The sequence below is a fragment of the Citrobacter sp. Marseille-Q3906 genome (assembly GCF_916618775.1).
GTDB lineage: Bacteria > Pseudomonadota > Gammaproteobacteria > Enterobacterales > Enterobacteriaceae > Citrobacter > Citrobacter murliniae.
On the sequence record NZ_CAKAKA010000003.1, the window covers coordinates 339,930 to 360,674 of the forward strand.

Genomic DNA, 20,745 nt, shown 5'->3' on the forward strand with positions numbered 1-20,745 from the left:
CCCAAAAAATTATTTCACCCGCGCCATAAAGTAAGCATCAACGTATTCACCGTTGCGCAGGCCGTATTTCTTGCCTGTGCCTTCGATTGCAAAACCATGCTTCTTATAGACCGCAACAGCAGGTTCATTATCGACAAACACTGTGAGCTCGATACGATCGACGCGCAGCCAGTTGTCGCACATATCGATCATCGTGCGAATTAGCGCGCTGGCAACGCCGCGGTTCTGCCATCGGGCATCTACACAGATACCAAAATCGGCGACGTGGCTACGGCGCGGGCGCTGTGCGACTTCAATGGAAAGATGCCCAACGACAATATCATCAACACAGGCGACCAGTTGTTTAATTCCAGATCGCTCGGCGAGTCTTTCCTGCCACATCTCCAAAGAAGGATGAGGAACCTGTAGCGTGTTGTGGTACACCTCCGGCAGGGCATGGATCTGACGAATTGCGTCGTAATCTTTCGGTTCAGCGTGGCGTATCACTATCTCACTCATTCCTTATCTCCTGCAGGGTTAATTGTGTATTTACACTCGCTGAGATTGAAAATGCCGTCAACTGCATTTTTTTGCAAAAAGAAGTGGACAAGTGCGAATGAGAATGATTATTATTGCTCTGCGTTCAGGGGAACCCTACGGAGAACCTGAAAGCACGACATTGCTCACATTGCTTCCAGTATTACTTTAGCCAGCCTTGCGCTGGCTTTTTTTTGGGCTGGGTTTCGGACTAGTTTGCTTGCCAGCTTAATCCCGGACTGTGCTCACAATCCTCACATACTCTGTGTACGCTCCTGGCCCTGCGCGCTTGCCGTGAACAAACTGACGGCGACGCCGATGGTCGATCTTTTTGTTTTGTAGGCCGGATAAGGCCGCGCCACATCTGGCAAAGAATCCAATATTCAGTCTCCCCCCACTTTGCGCTATGGTGTAGACAATCACCTTCAAAAGGACTGTCTCATGACCTTACACTGCGCATTCATTGGTTTTGGTAAAAGCACCACGCGCTACCATTTGCCATACGTCCTTAACCGTAAAGAGAGCTGGAATGTTGCTCATATCTTCCGTCGTCATGCTAAACCGGAAGAGCAGGCACCCCAGTATTCACATATTCACTTCACCAGCGACCTCGACGAGATCTTAAACGATCCGCAGGTGAAACTGGTGATCGTTTGCACCCACGCCGATAGCCATTTTGAATACGCCAAACGTGCGCTGGAAGCAGGGAAAAGTGTACTGGTCGAGAAACCTTTCACCCCGACGCTGGCTGAAGCGAAAGTGTTGTTCGAACTGGCGAAAAGTAAGGGACTCACCGTTACTCCGTATCAGAACCGTCGGTTTGACTCCTGCTTCCTTACCGCCAAAAAAGCGATAGAGAGCGGCAAGTTGGGCGAGATTGTTGAGGTTGAAAGCCATTTCGACTACTACCGACCTGTTGCGGAAACCAAACCAGGGTTGCCGCAGGACGGTGCGTTTTATGGTCTGGGTGTGCACACGATGGATCAGATTATTTCGCTGTTTGGCCGCCCCGATCATGTGGCGTATGACATCCGTAGTCTGCGCAATAAAGCGAATCCGGATGATACCTTTGAAGCACAACTGTTTTACGGTGATCTGAAGGCGATTGTCAAAACCAGTCATCTGGTGAAAATCGACTACCCGAAGTTTATCGTCCACGGTGCGAACGGCTCGTTTGTGAAGTACGGTATCGACCAACAGGAAACCAGCCTGAAAGCGAATATCATGCCGGGTGAACCCGGTTTTGCCGCCGACGATTCCATTGGGATGCTGGAGTACGTCAATGATGAAGGTGTGACGGTGAAAGAAGAGGTGAAACCGGAAGTGGGAGACTATGGTCGCGTCTATGATGCGCTGTACCAGACACTGACATCCGGTACGCCCAATTACGTCAAGGAATCTGAAGTTCTTACCAACCTGGAAATCCTCGAACGTGCGTTTGAACAGGCATCTCCTGCGACGATAACGCTCGCCAAATAGCATTTACCGACTCCTCTGGGTTTGTTCATATTTTTTGAACAGAGGAGTCAATTTTCACCCTCTATGATCCCAGACTGATTAAGTCCACACTTACTTCATCGAAAACATCTGGGGGTGAACACAATGATCTATTTACGCAAAGCTAACGACCGTGGTCATGCTAATCATGGCTGGCTCGATTCCTGGCATACCTTCTCTTTTGCCAACTACTATGACCCGAATTTTATGGGGTTCTCTGCACTGCGCGTGATTAACGACGACGTTATCGACGCAGGTCAGGGTTTTGGTACTCACCCCCATAAAGATATGGAGATCCTGACCTACGTGCTCGAAGGCGCGGTAGAGCATCAGGACAGCATGGGCAACAAAGAGCAGGTTCCGGCTGGTGAATTCCAGATTATGAGCGCCGGGACGGGGATCCGTCACTCGGAGTACAATCCGAGCGATACTGAGAAGCTGCATCTGTATCAGATTTGGATCATTCCGCAGGAGAACGGTATTACGCCGCGTTACGAGCAACGTCGTTTCGATGCCGCTCAGGGCAAACAACTGGTGCTTTCGCCGGATGCTCGCGATGGTTCGCTTAAGGTTTATCAGGATATGGAGCTGTACCGTTGGGCGCTGGTCAAAGATGAGCAGTCAGTGCATCAGATTGCCGCTGAACGCCGCGTCTGGATCCAGGTGGTAAAAGGCAATGTGACTATTAATGGAACCAAAGCGTCCACCAGTGATGGACTGGCTATCTGGGACGAGCAGGCGATTTCTATCCATGCCGACAGTGATAGTGAAGTGTTACTGTTTGACCTGCCGCCAGTCTAACGTGCTGTAACCCTTTGTAGGCCGGATAAAACGCGAAAGCGTCGACATCCGGCTTTTCATCGTTTGTCATTAATTCCGCGCGTCCGTGGTAAACTGGGGATATCTATCCCCTTTTTAATACTTCAGGACGATGAAAAAGAAAAGACCCGTACTTCAGGATGTAGCCGACCGCGTGGGTGTGACCAAAATGACGGTCAGCCGCTTTTTGCGTAATCCGGAGCAGGTCTCCGTCGCGCTGCGGGGCAAAATTGCCGCTGCACTTGATGAGCTGGGTTATATTCCCAATCGTGCTCCTGATATCCTTTCTAACGCTACCAGCCGCGCTATCGGCGTACTGTTACCATCTCTTACCAACCAGGTTTTTGCTGAAGTATTACGCGGTATTGAGGCCGTTACTGACGCTCACGGTTATCAGACTATGCTGGCGCACTATGGCTATAAACCCGAGATGGAACAAGAGCGTCTGGAATCGATGCTGTCGTGGAATATCGATGGTCTGATCCTCACCGAACGTAGTCATACTCCCCGCACGTTAAAAATGATTGAAGTCGCGGGGATCCCGGTGGTTGAGCTGATGGATAGCCAGACTCCGTGTCTTGATATCGCTGTGGGTTTTGACAACTTCGAGGCTGCTCGCCAGATGACCGCCGCCATCATTGCTCGCGGACATCGCCATATTGCTTATCTTGGCGCGCGTCTTGATGAACGTACTATCATCAAACAAAGAGGCTACGAACAGGCAATGCGGGATGCGAACCTGGTGCCTTACAGTGTGATGGTGGAACAATCCTCTTCTTACTCCTCCGGTATTGAGCTAATCCGCCAGGCGCGACGTGAATATCCGCAACTGGACGGTGTTTTTTGTACCAACGATGACCTGGCTGTCGGGGCGGCATTTGAATGCCAGCGGTTAGGATTGAAAATCCCTGATGATATGGCGATTGCTGGTTTCCACGGTCACGATATCGGGCAGGTGATGGAGCCACGCCTGGCGAGTGTGCTCACGCCGCGTGAACGGATGGGCAGCATTGGCGCAGAACGTCTGCTGGCGCGTATCCGTGGTGAAACAGTTACCCCTAAAATGTTAGATTTAGGTTTCACCTTGTCACCGGGCGGATCTATTTAGCCCAACAAGTTTGAAGTAGCTCACACTTATACACTTCTGACACGAATGGATATTGCTTCTCCATTTATCCGGTCGGACAATGTTACCGATAACAGTTACCCGTAACAATTTCCTGATTCTTGTACCAGTGGGGGCAACGCTTTGAGCACGACTAATCATGATCACCACGTTTACGTTCTGATGGGCGTATCGGGCAGCGGTAAATCTGCTGTCGCCAGCGAAGTGGCGCATCAACTGCAGGCCGCGTTTCTTGATGGCGATTTTCTCCATCCACGCAGCAACATCATGAAAATGGCTTCCGGTGAGCCGTTAAACGATGATGACCGTAAACCGTGGTTACAGGCGCTGAATGACGCCGCTTTTGCGATGCAGCGTACCAACAAAGTGTCGCTTATCGTCTGTTCTGCCTTGAAAAAACACTATCGTGACCTGCTGCGTGAAGGTAACCCGAATCTCTCTTTCATCTATCTGAAAGGGGAGTTTGACGTTATCGAAAGCCGCCTGAAGGAGCGTAAAGGCCACTTCTTCAAAACGCAGATGCTGGTGACCCAGTTTGAAACGCTGGAAGAACCGGGTGCAAACGAAAGTGATGTTCTGGTGGTGGATATCGATCAGCCGCTGGACAGTGTGGTAGCAAGCACCATTGAGGTCATTAACCAAGGCAGTAAGTAGTGAGTACATTAACGCTTGTTTTAACAGCAGTAGGGTCCGTTTTATTACTGCTGTTTTTAGTGATGAAGGCGCGTATGCACGCCTTCATTGCTTTGATGGTGGTTTCTATAGGTGCAGGTCTCTTTTCCGGTATGCCGCTCGATAAAATCGCTGCGACTATGGAAAAAGGGATGGGAGGCACACTCGGTTTCCTGGCGATTGTGGTCGCTCTGGGAGCGATGTTCGGTAAGATTTTGCATGAGACCGGGGCGGTCGATCAGATTGCCGTCAAAATGCTGAAGTCCTTCGGCCACAGCCGCGCGCATTATGCGATTGGCCTGGCCGGCCTGATTTGCGCGCTGCCGCTGTTCTTTGAAGTTGCGATTGTGCTGCTGATAAGCGTGGCGTTCTCTATGGCGCGTCATACGGGCACCAACCTCGTGAAGCTGGTTATCCCGCTGTTTGCGGGTGTGGCGGCGGCTGCAGCGTTTCTGCTGCCGGGGCCTGCGCCAATGCTGCTGGCCTCTCAGATGCACGCCGATTTCGGCTGGATGATCCTGATTGGCCTGTGTGCGGCAATTCCTGGCATGATTATCGCCGGACCGTTGTGGGGCAATTTCATCAGTCGTTTCGTTGAACTGCATGTGCCGGACGATATTACCGAGCCGCATCTGGGCGAAGGCAAAATGCCGTCCTTTGGTTTCAGTCTCGCGCTTATCCTGCTGCCGCTGGTATTGGTTGGCCTGAAAACCATTGCTGCTCGCTTTGTGCCGGTCGGTTCTACCGCTTACGAATGGTTTGAGTTTATTGGTCACCCGTTCACCGCGATTCTGGTCGCCTGCCTGGTCGCTATTTATGGTCTGGCAATCCGTCAGGGTATGGCGAAGGACCGCGTGATGGAGATCTGTGGTCACGCGTTGCAACCTGCGGGGATTATTCTGCTGGTGATTGGTGCTGGCGGCGTGTTCAAGCAGGTGCTGGTGGATTCTGGTGTCGGTCCGGCACTGGGTGAAGCGTTAACCGGCATGGGGCTGCCAATTGCCATTACCTGCTTTGTGCTGGCGGCTGCGGTTCGTATCATCCAGGGTTCCGCGACGGTGGCCTGCTTAACGGCGGTCGGTCTGGTGATGCCGGTGATTGAACAGCTGAACTTCTCCGGGGCGCAGATGGCGGCGCTGTCTATTTGCATCGCGGGTGGTTCTATCGTGGTCAGCCACGTCAATGACGCTGGTTTCTGGCTGTTCGGTAAATTCACCGGTGCGACTGAAGCACAAACGCTGAAGACCTGGACGATGATGGAAACTATCCTCGGAACGGTCGGTGCAATTGTCGGTATGATTGCCTTTCAGCTCCTGAGCTGAGTTAGAAAGCCCGGTGGCGCTTGCGCTTACCGGGCCTACAAACTGGCACATATCCACACCGTAGGCCGGGTAAGGCGAAGCCGCCTCCCGGCGTAAAACGAGTACATCACCCCTTCATCCACATCCGCACACCATCCAGGAACATCTGGGTCGCCATCATCACCAGAATCAGCCCCATCAGGCGTTCCAGCGCATTAACACCTTTCTCGCCCAGCAGACGCAAAAACAGCGATGACTGGAGCAAGATCACAAATGTACCGCCCCAGGCGATCAGCAGTGCAATCACCAGATGTCCCATCTGATTCGGGTATTGATGCGATAACAGCATCAACGATGCCAGGATAGTCGGTCCTGCAACCAGTGGAATGGCCAACGGCACGATAAAGGGCTCTTCACCCGCCGGAAGTCCGGTGCTATTGCCGGTTGCGCTGGGGAAAATCATCTTGATGGCAATCAGGAACAAAATGATGCCCCCGGAGATGGAGACGGTTTCCGCTCGCAGGTTAAGAAATGCCAGAATTTTCTCGCCCGCGAACAGGAATATCAGCATCACCAACAGCGCAATAAACAGCTCGCGAACCATAATCGCGCGACGACGTTTAGGTTCGGTATGTTTCAATACGGACATGAAAATGGGCAGATTTCCGAGCGGGTCCATAATCAGGATCAATAAAACTGCCGCAGAAATGATTTCATTCATAAGTCAAATTCCCTGATAATTACAGCGGACTTTCTGCTTGCTTGCGCAGCGGGATAAGTCGCATTACTGATGGCTTCGCTATCATTGATTAATTTCACTTGCGACTTTGGCTGCTTTTTGTATGGTGAAGGATAGGCCAGTAGGATACTGGTTAGCATACACAGCACACATCTCTGCAGGAAAAAACGCTATGAAAAATGTTGGTTTTATCGGCTGGCGCGGTATGGTCGGCTCTGTACTCATGCAACGCATGGTAGAAGAACGTGACTTCGACGCCATTCGCCCTGTTTTCTTTTCTACTTCCCAGCTCGGACAGGCGGCACCGACGTTTGGTACGACCTCCACTGGCATGCTTCAGGATGCATTTGATCTGGAAGCGCTGAAGGCGCTCGACATCATTGTGACCTGTCAGGGCGGCGATTATACCAACGAAATCTATCCAAAGCTTCGTGAAAGCGGTTGGCAAGGGTACTGGATTGATGCGGCATCTTCGCTGCGTATGAAAGACGATGCCATCATTATCCTCGATCCGGTTAACCAGGATGTGATTACCGACGGTCTGAACAAAGGCGTTAAGACCTTTGTCGGCGGTAACTGCACCGTTAGTCTGATGCTGATGTCACTCGGCGGCCTGTTTGCCAACGATCTGGTGGACTGGGTATCCGTAGCAACCTACCAGGCGGCTTCCGGCGGCGGTGCACGTCATATGCGTGAACTCCTCTCCCAGATGGGCCATCTGTATAGCCATGTGGCCGATGAACTGGCGACCCCTTCTTCTGCTATTCTCGATATCGAACGTAAAGTGACAACCCTGTCCCGCAGCGGTGACCTGCCGGTTGATAACTTTGGTGTACCGCTGGCCGGGAGCCTGATTCCGTGGATCGACAAACAGCTCGATAACGGTCAGAGCCGCGAAGAGTGGAAAGGGCAGGCAGAAACCAACAAAATTCTCAACACGTCTTCCGTGATCCCGGTGGATGGTCTTTGCGTGCGCGTAGGCGCACTGCGCTGCCACAGCCAGGCGTTCACCATTAAACTGAAAAAAGATGTGTCAATTCCGACCGTGGAAGAACTGCTGGCAGCTCACAATCCATGGGCGAAAGTGGTGCCTAACGATCGGGATATCACTATGCGTGAGTTAACCCCTGCGGCCGTAACCGGTACGCTTTCCACGCCAGTAGGCCGTCTGCGTAAGCTGAATATGGGACCGGAGTTCCTGTCAGCCTTTACCGTTGGCGACCAACTGCTCTGGGGTGCTGCTGAGCCACTGCGCCGGATGCTGCGTCAACTGGCGTAATGATGACTGCCTGACGGCACTCTATTTATCTGGCCTGCACATGACGTGAGTCAGTAGGCCAGGTTAGACGAGTTCGTCATCAGGCAGATGATAATCATGTGTAAACAATGGGTGCTGAGTCGCCCTTTTTTTTGCGTAATACAGGAGTAAGCGCAGATGTTTCATTTTTTACCGGGAGTAAGATAAAGCATTGGCTATTCTTTAAGGGTGGCTTAGTACCGGAGGTATTAAGTTGTTGCCTGAAGGTGGGACGACGCAGAGAGGATGCACAATTGTGCTGCGCCGTTCAGGTCAAAAAAATGTCACTACCTGATGTCGAAAATCAGTTGGAAGGGGTGACACATAAAACAGGATGACAACCATGTCCGTTCGTGTTGATAGAGACGTGATTAATGCGCTAATTGCAGGCCATTTTGCGGATCCTTTTTCCGTACTCGGTATGCACCAAACTGAAGCGGGACTTGAAGTCCGTGCCCTATTGCCTGACGCCACCGAAGTGTGGGTGATCGAACCTAAAACCGGACGCAAAGTCGGCAAACTGGACTGTCTCGACTCTCGCGGTTTTTTCTGTGCTGTACTTCCCCGACGTAAAAATTTCTTTCGCTATCAACTGGCTGTTGTCTGGCATGGACAGCAGAATCTGATTGATGACCCTTACCGTTTTGGCCCACTAATACAAGATATGGATGCCTGGCTGCTGTCTGAAGGGACGCATCTGCGCCCCTACGAAACGCTGGGCGCACATGCGGATACCATGGACGGCGTAACAGGTACTCGTTTCTCCGTCTGGGCGCCGAATGCACAACGTGTCTCGGTAGTCGGGCAGTTCAATTACTGGGATGGACGCCGACACCCGATGCGTCTGCGTAAAGAGAGCGGCATCTGGGAGCTGTTTATCCCCGGTGCACAGCATGGTCAGCTATATAAGTACGAGATGATCGATGCTAACGGCAAGCTACGCATCAAAGCTGATCCTTACGCTTTTGAAGCGCAAATGCGTCCTGAAACAGCATCGCTGATCTGTGGTTTGCCGGAAAAAGTCGTGCAAACTGAGGAGCGTAAAAAAGCTAACCAGTTTGATGCTCCGATCTCTATCTATGAAGTCCATCTGGGCTCATGGCGTCGCCATACGGACAACAATTTTTGGTTGAGCTACCGCGAACTTGCGGATCAGCTAATCCCCTACGTGAAGTGGATGGGGTTTACCCACCTTGAGTTGCTACCAATTAACGAACATCCGTTCGATGGTAGCTGGGGTTACCAGCCGACTGGCATGTACGCACCTACCCGTCGTTTCGGCACGCGCGATGACTTCCGCTATTTTGTGAATGCCGCGCATCAGGCCGGGCTGAATGTCATCCTTGACTGGGTGCCGGGCCATTTTCCGTCGGACGATTTTGGGCTGGCAGAGTTTGATGGCACCAATTTGTATGAACACAGCGATCCGCGCGAAGGGTATCACCAGGACTGGAACACGCTGATATACAACTACGGTCGCCGTGAAGTCAGCAACTATCTGGTGGGCAACGCCCTGTACTGGATTGAACGATTTGGCATTGACGCGCTGCGGGTCGATGCCGTGGCGTCGATGATCTATCGCGATTACAGTCGTAAGGAAGGGGAATGGGTTCCTAACGAATTCGGCGGGCGCGAAAACCTCGAAGCCATTGAGTTTTTGCGTAATACCAACCGTATTCTTGGTGAACAGGTACCTGGTGCTGTGAGCATGGCGGAGGAATCCACCGACTTTGCCGGAGTATCGAGACCGCAGGATATGGGCGGCTTAGGTTTCTGGTACAAGTGGAACCTGGGCTGGATGCATGACACGCTGGACTACATGAAGCTGGATCCGATTTATCGTCAGCATCATCACGATAAGCTGACTTTCGGCATGCTCTACAACTATACCGAAAACTTTGTTCTGCCGTTGTCCCACGATGAAGTGGTGCACGGTAAGAAATCGATCCTTGATCGCATGCCAGGCGACGCGTGGCAGAAGTTTGCCAATCTACGTGCCTACTATGGCTGGATGTGGGCCTTCCCCGGCAAGAAACTGCTGTTTATGGGTAACGAATTTGCCCAGGGACGAGAATGGAACCACGATGCCAGCCTCGACTGGCATTTGCTGGAAGGGGGCGATAACTGGCATCACGGCGTACAACGCCTAGTACGTGATTTGAACCACACCTACCGTCACCACAAGGCGTTGCATGAGCTCGACTTTGACGGGTATGGGTTCGAATGGCTGGTGGTGGACGACAACGAGCGTTCGGTGCTGATTTTTGTCCGTCGTGACAAAGCTGGCAACGAAATTATTGTCGCCAGCAACTTTACGCCAGTGCCACGTTACGGCTATCGCTTTGGCATCAATCAACCGGGTAAATGGCGTGAGATCCTTAATACTGACTCGATGCATTACCACGGCAGCAATACCGGTAATGGCGGCGTGGTACACAGCGATGAAATCGCCAGCCATGGTCGTCAGCACTCGTTGAGTCTCACCTTGCCTCCGCTGGCCACGATTTGGCTGGTTCGGGAGGGGTGATGACACATCTGGCAATCGGTAACGCCACCCCCCACGGTGCCATGTATGACGGTCATGGCGTCAATTTTACACTCTTCTCGGCCCACGCTGAGCGCGTTGAGCTATGCGTCTTCGATGAGCAAGGCTGCGAGCACCGCTATGACCTGCCTGGACGTAGCGGTGATGTCTGGCACGGTTATCTGGCCGGTGCCAGACCGGGTTTGCGTTATGGTTATCGTGTACATGGGCCGTGGCAACCTGGGCAAGGTCATCGTTTTAACCCGGCGAAACTGCTGATTGACCCCTGTGCACGCCGCGTGGAAGGCGAGTTAAAAGATAACCCGCTGCTAAACGGTGGGGTGGATGAGCCGGATCATCGTGACAATGCGGAGATTGCGCTCAAGTGCGTGGTGGTATCAGACCGATATGACTGGGAGGATGATGCCCCGCCGCGTACACCGTGGGGCAACACCGTCATTTACGAAGCACACGTCAAAGGACTGACGTATCTGCACCCCGATATCCCGGAGGATATTCGCGGCACGTACAAAGCGCTCGGTCATCCGGTGATGATTGACTATTTCAGGCACCTTGGCATTACCGCGCTGGAGCTGCTGCCAGTGGCGCATTTCGCCAGCGAACCCCGTCTTCAACGGCTGGGATTATCTAACTACTGGGGTTACAACCCGTTGGCGATGTTTGCGCTGCATCCGGCTTATGCCTGCTCGCCAGAGAGCGCTCTTGATGAGTTTCGTGACGCGGTGAAAGCGCTGCACAAAGCGGGTATTGAGGTCATTCTCGATATCGTTTTAAACCACAGCGCCGAGTTGGATCTTGAGGGGCCGCTCTTCTCGCTGCGCGGAATTGATAACCGTAGCTATTATTGGATTAGGGAAGATGGTGATTACTACAACTGGACCGGCTGTGGGAACACCATCAATCTGAGCCATCCCGGTGTGGTGGAGTATGCGTGTGAATGCCTGCGTTATTGGGTTGAAACCTGCCACGTGGATGGTTTTCGTTTCGATTTAGCTTCCGTTATGGGGCGCACGCCTGCGTTTCGTCAGGATGCACCGCTGTTTACCGCCATCCAAAACTGTCCGTTGCTCTCACGCGTTAAGCTGATTGCAGAGCCGTGGGATATTGGTGAAGGCGGTTATCAGGTGGGTAATTTCCCACCACCGTTTGTCGAATGGAATGACCATTTCCGCGACGCAATCCGACGCTTCTGGCTACAGCGTAATCTGTCGCTGGGGGAGTTTGCTGGACGTTTTGCAGCATCCAGCGATGTGTTTAAACGCAATGGTCGTAAACCCAGCGCCACGGTTAATCTGGTTACTGCGCATGACGGTTTTACGCTGCGCGACTGTGTGTGCTTCACAAATAAGCACAATGAAGCGAACGGTGAGGAAAATCGGGACGGCACTAGCAATAACTACAGTGATAATCATGGTAAAGAAGGGTTAGGCGGCACGCTGGACCTGATTGAAAGGCGGCGCGACAGCATTCATGCCCTGTTAACGACGCTGTTGCTCTCTCAGGGGACGCCGATGTTGTTGGCGGGCGATGAGCATGGTCATAGCCAGCACGGCAACAATAACGCTTACTGCCAGGATAACGCTTTAACCTGGCTGGACTGGCAGCAGGCAAACAGTGGGCTTACCGCATTTACCGCCGCCTTGATTCATCTTCGCCGGCAGATCCCCGCGTTAACAAACGATCGCTGGTGGGAAGAGGGTGATGGCAATGTCCGTTGGCTGAACAAGTATGCACAACCCTTAAGTGCGGATGAGTGGCAAAACGGCCTGAAGCAGATGCAAATCCTGCTTTCAGAGCGTTTTTTGATTGCGATAAACGCTTCGCTTGAGGTGACAGATATCGTTTTACCTGAAGGGGAATGGCACGCCATCCCCCCATTTGCCGGAGAGGATAATCCGGTGCTTACGGCTGTCTGGCAGGGACCTGCGCACGGACTGTGTGTGTTCCAGAGAAGATAAAAAAGGAGTTAGTCATGGTGAGTTTAGATAAGAACGATCGTGTAATGTTGGCGCGCCAGCTGCCATTGAAATCTGTTGCCCTAATCCTGGCCGGTGGCCGCGGGACACGCCTGAAAGATTTAACCAACAAACGCGCCAAGCCAGCCGTACACTTTGGCGGTAAGTTCCGCATTATCGATTTTGCTTTATCCAACTGTCTTAACTCCGGGATCCGCCGTATTGGCGTGATCACGCAGTACCAGTCGCACACGCTGGTACAACATATCCAGCGCGGTTGGTCGTTCTTCAGCGAAGAGATGAACGAGTTTGTCGACCTGCTTCCTGCTCAGCAAAGAATGCAGGGGGAAAACTGGTATCGCGGAACGGCAGATGCGGTAACGCAGAACCTGGACATCATTCGACGCTATAAAGCGGAGTATGTGGTGATACTCGCGGGGGATCATATTTACAAACAGGACTACTCGCGCATGCTGATCGACCACGTTGAGAAGGGCGCTCGCTGCACCGTAGCCTGTATGCCGGTACCGATTGAAGAGGCCAGCGCATTTGGCGTAATGGATGTGGACGAAAACGACAAAATTATCGAATTCGTTGAAAAACCGGCAAATCCGCCAGCCATGCCAAATGATCCAACAAAATCCCTCGCCAGTATGGGGATCTACGTATTTGACGCCGATTATCTCTATGAACTTTTGGCGGAAGATGACCTGGACGAAAACTCAAGCCATGACTTCGGCAAAGATATCATCCCGAAAATCACCGAAGCGGGTATGGCGTTTGCACATCCTTTCCCGTTGTCCTGCGTACAGTCCGACCCGGAATCCGAGCCGTACTGGCGTGATGTTGGAACATTGGAGGCCTACTGGAAGGCGAACCTCGATCTGGCTTCGGTAACGCCTGAACTGGACATGTATGACCAGGACTGGCCGATTCGTACACATATGGAATCACTGCCACCAGCGAAGTTCGTGCAGGACCGTTCCGGTAGCCACGGAATGACGCTGAACTCGCTGGTTTCCGGTGGGTGTATTATTTCCGGTTCGGTGGTGGTGCAGTCCGTGCTGTTCCCGCGGGTGCGGGTGAATTCATTCTGTAACATTGATTCGGCAGTGTTGTTACCTGAAGTGTGGGTAGGGCGTTCGTGCCGGTTACGTCGCTGTATCATCGACCGCGCCTGCGTTATCCCTGAAGGTATGGTCATTGGTGAAAATGCGGAAGAAGATGCACGTCGCTTCTACCGTTCAGAGGAAGGCATTGTGCTGGTCACGCGTGAAATGCTACGCAAACTGCAGATCAAACAGGAGCGATAATGCAGGTTTTACACGTATGTTCAGAGATGTTTCCCCTGTTAAAAACCGGGGGACTGGCGGATGTGATTGGGGCATTGCCCGCTGCGCAAATTGCGGACGGAGTGGATGCCCGCGTGCTGCTCCCGGCGTTTCCCGATATTCGCCGCGGTATCCCTGATGCGCAGGTTGTAACGCGTCGGGATACCTTTGCTGGCAGAATCACCTTGCTGTTCGGACATTACAACGGTGTCGGCATTTACCTGATTGATGCGCCGCATCTCTATGACCGCCCCGGCAGCCCGTATCACGACACAAATCTGTTTGCTTATACCGATAACGTCCTGCGCTTTGCACTGCTCGGCTGGGTCGGATGTGAAATGGCCTGTGGTCTTGATCCATTCTGGCGCCCGGATGTGGTGCACGCGCACGACTGGCATGCCGGGTTGGCCCCGGCGTATCTGGCGGCGCGCGGCCATCCGGCGAAGTCTGTGTTCACTGTGCACAATCTGGCGTATCAAGGCATGTTTTATGCAAAGCATATGGATGACATCCAATTGCCATGGTCGTTCTTTAATGTGCATGGTCTGGAGTTCAATGGGCAGATTTCCTTCCTGAAGGCCGGTTTGTACTACGCCGACCACATTACGGCGGTCAGCCCGACCTATGCGCGGGAAATCACTGAGCCGCAGTTTGCCTACGGGATGGAAGGTTTGTTGCAGCAGCGCCATCGCGAGGGGCGTCTTTCCGGCGTACTGAACGGTGTCGATGAAAACATCTGGAGTCCGGAAACGGACTTGCTGCTGGCATCGCGCTATACCCGCGATACGTTGGAGGATAAAGCAGAGAACAAGCGTCAGTTGCAGATTGCAATGGGGCTTAAGGTTAACGATAAAGTGCCGCTCTTTGCAGTGGTAAGTCGCCTGACCAGCCAGAAAGGTTTGGACCTGGTGCTGGAAGCGCTGCCGGGTTTGTTAGAGCAGGGTGGACAGCTGGCGTTACTCGGCGCGGGCGATCCGGTGTTGCAGGAGGGGTTCCTGGCCGCTGCAGCAGAGCATCCAGGGCAGGTGGGGGTGCAGATTGGTTATCACGAGGCCTTCTCTCATCGCATCATGGGTGGGGCCGATGTCATTCTGGTTCCCAGCCGCTTTGAGCCATGTGGCTTAACGCAATTGTATGGACTGAAGTACGGCACGCTGCCGCTGGTGCGGCGCACCGGTGGGCTGGCTGATACGGTGTCTGATAGTTCGCTGGAAAACCTGGCGGACGGTATCGCCAGTGGGTTTGTATTTGAAGATAGTAATGCCTGGTCGCTGTTGCGGGCGATTCGGCGTGCTTTCGTATTGTGGTCCCGGCCTTCGCTTTGGCGGTTTGTACAACGTCAGGCCATGACCATGGATTTTAGCTGGCAAGTCGCGGCGAAGTCTTACCGTGAGCTTTACTATCGCTTGAAATAGATATCCAGGAATCACCTATATGAATGCTCCATTTACTTATGCATCGCCCACACTCAGCGTAGAGGCACTTAAGCATTCTATTGCCTATAAGCTGATGTTCACTATTGGTAAAGATCCGGTCATTGCCAATAAACATGAGTGGCTGAACGCCACATTATTCGCGGTGCGGGATCGTCTCGTGGAGCGCTGGCTGCGTTCTAACCGTGCGCAATTGTCTCAGGAAACTCGCCAGGTCTATTATCTGTCAATGGAGTTTCTGATTGGCCGCACACTTTCTAATGCACTGTTATCGTTGGGAATCTACGACGATGTAAAAAATGCACTGGAAGGTATGGGGTTAGATCTCGAAGATCTGATCGACGAAGAAAATGACCCCGGCCTCGGAAACGGTGGTCTCGGGCGTCTGGCAGCCTGTTTCCTGGATTCTCTGGCGACGCTGGGCCTGCCGGGACGTGGTTACGGTATTCGTTATGACTACGGCATGTTCAAACAGAACATTGTTGATGGCCGACAGAAAGAATCCCCGGACTACTGGCTGGAATATGGTAACCCGTGGGAGTTTAAACGCCACAATACCCGCTACAAAGTACGTTTTGGCGGTCGTATTCAGCAGGAAGGCAAGAAAACGCGCTGGATTGAAACTGAAGAGATCCTCGCGGTGGCTTACGACCAGATTATCCCGGGCTACGATACCGACGCCACCAACACGCTGCGCCTGTGGAACGCCCAGGCCAGTAGCGAAATCAACCTTGGTAAATTTAACCAGGGGGATTACTTCGCGGCGGTGGAAGATAAAAACCACTCCGAGAACGTATCTCGTGTGCTATATCCGGATGACTCCACCTATTCAGGGCGCGAGCTGCGTTTGCGTCAGGAGTACTTTCTGGTCTCCTCCACGGTGCAGGACATCCTGAGTCGTCATTATCAGTTGCACAAAACCTACGACAATCTGGCGGATAAAATCGCCATTCACCTCAACGATACCCATCCGGTGCTGTCTATTCCGGAGCTGATGCGCCTGCTTATTGATGAGCACAAATTTAGCTGGGATGACGCGTTTGAAGTGTGCTGTCAGGTCTTCTCTTACACCAACCACACGTTAATGAGTGAAGCGCTGGAAACCTGGCCGGTCGATATGCTGGGTAAAATTTTGCCGCGCCATCTGCAAATCATCTTTGAGATTAACGATTACTTCCTGAAAACGTTACAGGAGCAGTATCCGAATGATACCGGCCTGTTGGGGCGGACATCGATCATTGATGAATCCAACGGTCGTCGTGTGCGTATGGCATGGCTGGCGGTAGTGGTGAGCCATAAAGTGAACGGCGTTTCTGAGCTGCACTCCAACCTGATGGTGCAGTCGTTGTTTGCGGATTTTGCGAAGATTTTCCCGACGCGCTTCTGTAATGTGACCAACGGTGTGACTCCTCGTCGCTGGCTGGCGCTGGCGAACCCGCCGCTCTCCGATGTGCTGGATGAGAATATTGGCCGCACCTGGCGTACCGATCTCAGCCAGCTCAGCGAGCTTGAGCAGCACTGTGATTATCCGCTGGTGAATCACGCAGTGCGCCAGGCAAAGCTGGAGAATAAAAAGCGTCTGGCTGCGCTCATTGCCCAACAGCTTAACGTGGTAGTGAACCCGAAATCGCTGTTTGACGTGCAGATCAAACGTATTCATGAGTACAAACGGCAGTTGATGAATGTGCTGCATGTGATCACCCGCTACAACCGCATTAAGGACGATCCTGAAGCCGAGTGGGTACCACGCGTCAATATCTTCGCCGGTAAGGCTGCTTCGGCCTATTACATGGCGAAGCACATTATTCATCTTATCAACGATGTCGCTAAAGTGATCAATAACGATCCGCAGATTGGCGACAAGCTGAAGGTGGTGTTTATTCCCAATTACAGTGTCAGCCTGGCGCAGGTGATCATCCCTGCAGCCGACCTGTCTGAACAGATTTCTCTGGCAGGGACGGAAGCTTCCGGTACCAGCAATATGAAGTTTGCTCTGAACGGAGCGCTGACTATTGGCACGCTGGACGGAGCAAACGTCGAGATGCTGGAGCATGTGGGTGCGGAAAATATCTTTATCTTCGGTAATACAGCGGAAGAAGTCGAAGCATTACGCAGTAAAGGCTACAAACCGCGTGAATATTACGAGAAAGATGAAGAATTGCATCAGGTGCTGACGCAAATCGGCAGCGGCGTATTCAGCCCTGAGGAGCCGGGACGCTATCGCGATCTGGTGGACTCGTTAATCAACTTTGGTGACCACTACCAGGTGCTGGCGGATTATCGCAGCTATGTCGATTGCCAGGATAAGGTAGACGAACTGTATCGCCGTCCGGAAGAGTGGACCACGAAGTCGATGATCAATATCGCCAATATGGGGTACTTCTCATCAGACAGGACGATCAAAGAGTATGCCGAAAACATCTGGCATATTGATTCGGTGCGGTTGTAACAAGGGATAGGATGACCTGTAGGCCGGATAAGGCGTTAGCCGCCATCCGGCAAAAGGCCCGGTGGCTCTGACGCTTACCGGGCCTACAGTTTTATAGCGTGTGTCTTAAGACGCTAGCGACAACTGGTGTTTTTCCACATATTCCACCAGCCACTGGGTCATGCGCGACTGCTGTTCGGCATTCAGCCACATACCTTCTTTCGTACGACGCCACAGGGCATCGTCTGCGCGACGCACCCATTCGTGATCGACCAGATACTTCAGCTCTGCTTCGTAGAATTCATGGCCGAAGTCTTCGCCCAGCTCAGCAACCGAGGTCGCGTCACCGAGGATCCATTCCGTGTTGCTACCGTAGGTGCGCGAGTAGTGGCGTGCCAGAGACTCGGTCAGGAACGGATAGCGGCGGCGCAGTTTTGCCGCGTAGTCTTCACGATCGCCGCCAATATCACCGCCGGGCAGGATGCACTCTTTGGTCCATGCCGGGCCAATGCCCTGATAGTAAGACGACAGTTTTTCCATCGCGTGTTCTGCCAGCTTACGGTAGGTCGTCAGTTTGCCGCCAAAGACGGAAAGCAGCGGCGCTTTGCCGTTTTCATCGTGGATATCCAGCGTGTAATCACGGGTGATAGCCTGCGGTGAATCGGACTCGTCATCGCACAGCGGGCGGACGCCAGAATAGGTCCAGACGATATCATCACGGCCCAGTTGTTTCTTAAAGTGTGCGTTGTAGACCTTCAGCAGGTAATTGATTTCGCTTTCATCAATCTTCACCGCTTTCGGGTCGCCCTGATACTCAACGTCAGTGGTACCGATAATTGAGAATTCATCCATCCAGGGGATAACGAAAACAATACGCTTATCTTCGTTTTGCAGGATATAAGCCTGCTTCTGGGTATGCACGCGTGGTACCACGATGTGGCTGCCTTTAATCAGGCGAATACCATACGGTGATGGCAGGTGCATTCCGTCATCGAAGAACTCTTTTACCCACGGGCCAGTGGCGTTTACCAGGCCGCGAGCCTGCCAGGTGTGTTTTTTACCGGTATCGATATCTTCTGCTTCGACAATCCACAGACCGTTTTCGCGACGAGCGGAAGTGGCGCGAGTGCGGGTCAAGACTTCGCCACCTTTACGTACCACCATTTGGGCGTTTGCCAGAACCAGACGCGCATCGTCTACCCAGCAGTCAGAATATTCGAAACCGCGCACGATCTCAGGCTTCATCACCGAGTCTGCGCCAAAACGCAAACCAGTTGAACCTGGTAAACTGGTGCGTTTGCCCAAGTGATCGTACATAAACAGACCAATGCGAATCATCCATGCCGGGCGCAGGTGTGGGCGATGGGGCAGACGAAAACGCATCGGGAAAGCAATATGCGGTGCCATTTTCAACAGCACTTCACGTTCAGCCAGCGCTTCACTGACCAGACGAAATTCATAGTGTTCCAGGTAGCGCAGGCCACCGTGGATGAGTTTAGAGCTGGCGGAAGAGGTCGCACAGGCTAAATCCTGCGCTTCCAGCATCAGCACGGATAAACCGCGTCCAGCGGCATCTGCCGCGATACCGGCACCGTTGATGCCTCCACCTATCACAATCAGATCTTTGGTTTCCATGCTGGCCTCTCGCACTTTCGTTATAGCTCATTAATGTTCGTTATCGAGCATAATAGCAAAGAATAGCGCCATTGGTAACATCGGATAAACAATTTACAGTGATACATATAACATTATGGCGTTTACCTGTGCAGGCAACGTACACTGGACGGTAATATTGAACACCTGCAGAGAAAGAAAAAGAGAACACCATGGATCAGTTTGAATGTATTAATGTCGAAGAAGCCCATCAAAAGTTGCTGCATGGAATGGCGGTGCTGGTGGATATCCGCGATCCACAAAGTTATGCAATGGGTCATGCGCCACAAGCGTTTCATTTGACTAACGATACGCTGGGTTCATTTATGCGCGACCATGATTTCGATACCGCAGTGATGGTGATGTGTTACCACGGCAACAGCAGTAAGGGCGCGGCGCAATATCTGCTTCAACAGGGATATGACGCGGTATACAGCGTTGACGGCGGCTTTGATGCGTGGCATCGACATTTTCCTGCAGAAGTGGCTTTTGGTTCGTAAGCTAACAAAGATGCAGCCTGAAATGAGCAGGGTATATATACTGTCCCCTTTTGTGTGGAATAAGCGACAGCAACAATGTTGATGATTACCTCTTTTGCTAACCCCCGCGTGGCGCAGGCATTTGTTGATTATATGGCGACACAGGGCGTTATTCTGACAATTCAACAACATCAGCAAACCGATGTCTGGCTGGCGGATGAGTCCCAGGCTGAGCGCGTGCGGGCTGAACTGGCGCGTTTTCAGGAAAATCCAGGGGACCCGCGTTATTTGGCTGCCAGCTGGCAGTCTGGCCAGACAGACAGTGGGCTGCGCTATCAACGTTTTCCGTTTCTTGCCACGCTGCGCGAACGGGCTGGTCCGGTGACCTGGGCTGTGATGGCGGCGTGCGTGTTGGTGTATATCGCGATGAACGTCGTGGGCGACCAGACGGTCATGCTATGGATGGCGTGGCCGTTTGACCCGACGCTGAAGTTTGAGTTCTGGCGTTATTTCACCCACGCTTTTATGCACTTTTCGCTGATGCACATTCTTTTTAACCTGCTGTGGTGGTGGTATCTCGGCGGGGCGGTAGAAAAACGTCTGGGCAGCGGCAAACTCATTGTCATTACCGTTATCAGCGCGCTGCTGAGCGGCTATGTTCAACAAAAATTTAGTGGCCCGTGGTTTGGTGGATTGTCTGGCGTGGTTTATGCGTTGATGGGGTACGTGTGGTTGCGCGGCGAGCGCGATCCGCAAAGCGGTATTTTCCTGCAACGCGGTTTGATTATCTTTGCCTTGATCTGGATTGTTGCCGGCTGGTTTGATCTGTTCGGCATGTCTATGGCGAACGGAGCACATATTGCCGGGCTGGCCGTCGGTCTGGCAATGGCATTTGCAGATACTATTCATGTACGAAAACGAACGTGAATGAGATTGAGCGGGATGGTAATGCGA

16 protein-coding genes are annotated in these 20,745 nt (G+C 52.6%); 13 read left to right on the forward strand and 3 right to left on the reverse strand.

The window, feature by feature from the left end:
- Positions 1-9 precede the first annotated feature (9 nt).
- Complete coding sequence (yhhY, locus tag LG384_RS18955; RefSeq protein ID WP_225761380.1) at positions 10-498, reverse strand: N-acetyltransferase; 489 nt, start codon at positions 496-498, stop codon at positions 10-12.
- 459 nt (positions 499-957) lie between these two features.
- On the opposite strand from yhhY, the gene LG384_RS18960 reads away from it, so the two are divergent.
- From LG384_RS18960 to gntU, 5 genes are all read left to right on the forward strand, one after another.
- Positions 958-1,995 (forward strand): oxidoreductase, encoded by a 1,038-nt coding sequence (locus tag LG384_RS18960; protein ID WP_225761381.1) that lies wholly within the window; start codon positions 958-960, stop codon positions 1,993-1,995.
- A gap of 123 nt (positions 1,996-2,118) precedes the next feature.
- Positions 2,119-2,814: a quercetin 2,3-dioxygenase gene (gene yhhW, locus LG384_RS18965; protein WP_045448501.1), complete on the forward strand. Its 696-nt coding sequence runs from the start codon at positions 2,119-2,121 to the stop codon at positions 2,812-2,814.
- Positions 2,815-2,944: 130 nt separating this feature from the next.
- A complete protein-coding gene (gntR, locus tag LG384_RS18970; RefSeq protein WP_045448499.1) occupies positions 2,945-3,940 on the forward strand; it encodes a gluconate operon transcriptional repressor GntR in 996 nt (331 codons plus the stop codon).
- Positions 3,941-4,081: 141 nt separating this feature from the next.
- The gene (gene gntK / locus LG384_RS18975) at positions 4,082-4,612 is read left to right on the forward strand and encodes a gluconokinase (protein ID WP_225761382.1); all 531 of its coding nucleotides are present in this window, start codon (positions 4,082-4,084) and stop codon (positions 4,610-4,612) included.
- Positions 4,612-5,952 (forward strand): gluconate transporter, encoded by a 1,341-nt coding sequence (gene gntU / locus LG384_RS18980; protein ID WP_225761383.1) that lies wholly within the window; start codon positions 4,612-4,614, stop codon positions 5,950-5,952. Before gntK ends, gntU begins: the two co-directional genes overlap by 1 nt.
- A 106-nt stretch (positions 5,953-6,058) precedes the next feature.
- On the opposite strand, the gene yhgN is transcribed toward gntU, so the two are convergent.
- Complete coding sequence (gene yhgN, locus LG384_RS18985) at positions 6,059-6,652, reverse strand: NAAT family transporter YhgN (RefSeq protein WP_045448493.1); 594 nt, start codon at positions 6,650-6,652, stop codon at positions 6,059-6,061.
- Positions 6,653-6,842: 190 nt separating this feature from the next.
- Between yhgN and asd the strand changes: the two genes are divergently transcribed.
- The 6 genes from asd (at position 6,843) to glgP (ending at position 17,680) form a co-directional block, all read left to right on the forward strand.
- Positions 6,843-7,949 carry an aspartate-semialdehyde dehydrogenase gene (gene asd / locus LG384_RS18990; RefSeq protein WP_045448491.1) on the forward strand — a complete coding sequence of 369 codons (1,107 nt, stop codon included), beginning with the start codon at positions 6,843-6,845 and terminating at the stop codon, positions 7,947-7,949.
- Between the two features lie 361 nt (positions 7,950-8,310).
- Positions 8,311-10,494 (forward strand): 1,4-alpha-glucan branching enzyme, encoded by a 2,184-nt coding sequence (gene glgB, locus LG384_RS18995; RefSeq protein ID WP_048222925.1) that lies wholly within the window; start codon positions 8,311-8,313, stop codon positions 10,492-10,494.
- Positions 10,494-12,470 carry a glycogen debranching protein GlgX gene (glgX, locus tag LG384_RS19000; RefSeq protein ID WP_225761384.1) on the forward strand — a complete coding sequence of 659 codons (1,977 nt, stop codon included), beginning with the start codon at positions 10,494-10,496 and terminating at the stop codon, positions 12,468-12,470. Before glgB ends, glgX begins: the two co-directional genes overlap by 1 nt.
- A 14-nt stretch (positions 12,471-12,484) precedes the next feature.
- Positions 12,485-13,780 (forward strand): glucose-1-phosphate adenylyltransferase, encoded by a 1,296-nt coding sequence (gene glgC, locus LG384_RS19005; protein WP_045448484.1) that lies wholly within the window; start codon positions 12,485-12,487, stop codon positions 13,778-13,780.
- Positions 13,780-15,213 carry a glycogen synthase GlgA gene (gene glgA, locus LG384_RS19010; RefSeq protein ID WP_045448482.1) on the forward strand — a complete coding sequence of 478 codons (1,434 nt, stop codon included), beginning with the start codon at positions 13,780-13,782 and terminating at the stop codon, positions 15,211-15,213. Before glgC ends, glgA begins: the two co-directional genes overlap by 1 nt.
- A 19-nt stretch (positions 15,214-15,232) precedes the next feature.
- Positions 15,233-17,680, forward strand: coding sequence for a glycogen phosphorylase (glgP, locus tag LG384_RS19015; protein ID WP_045448480.1), 2,448 nt, complete (start codon positions 15,233-15,235; stop codon positions 17,678-17,680).
- A gap of 105 nt (positions 17,681-17,785) precedes the next feature.
- On the opposite strand, the gene glpD is transcribed toward glgP, so the two are convergent.
- Positions 17,786-19,294 (reverse strand): glycerol-3-phosphate dehydrogenase, encoded by a 1,509-nt coding sequence (glpD, locus tag LG384_RS19020; RefSeq protein WP_045448478.1) that lies wholly within the window; start codon positions 19,292-19,294, stop codon positions 17,786-17,788.
- Positions 19,295-19,485: 191 nt separating this feature from the next.
- Between glpD and glpE the strand changes: the two genes are divergently transcribed.
- Together glpE and glpG are read left to right on the forward strand one after the other, a co-directional pair.
- Positions 19,486-19,812 carry a thiosulfate sulfurtransferase GlpE gene (glpE, locus tag LG384_RS19025; protein WP_045448476.1) on the forward strand — a complete coding sequence of 109 codons (327 nt, stop codon included), beginning with the start codon at positions 19,486-19,488 and terminating at the stop codon, positions 19,810-19,812.
- A gap of 75 nt (positions 19,813-19,887) precedes the next feature.
- Entirely contained in the window at positions 19,888-20,718 is an 831-nt protein-coding gene (glpG, locus tag LG384_RS19030) for a rhomboid family intramembrane serine protease GlpG (protein ID WP_225761385.1), read from the forward strand.
- Positions 20,719-20,745 lie beyond the last annotated feature (27 nt).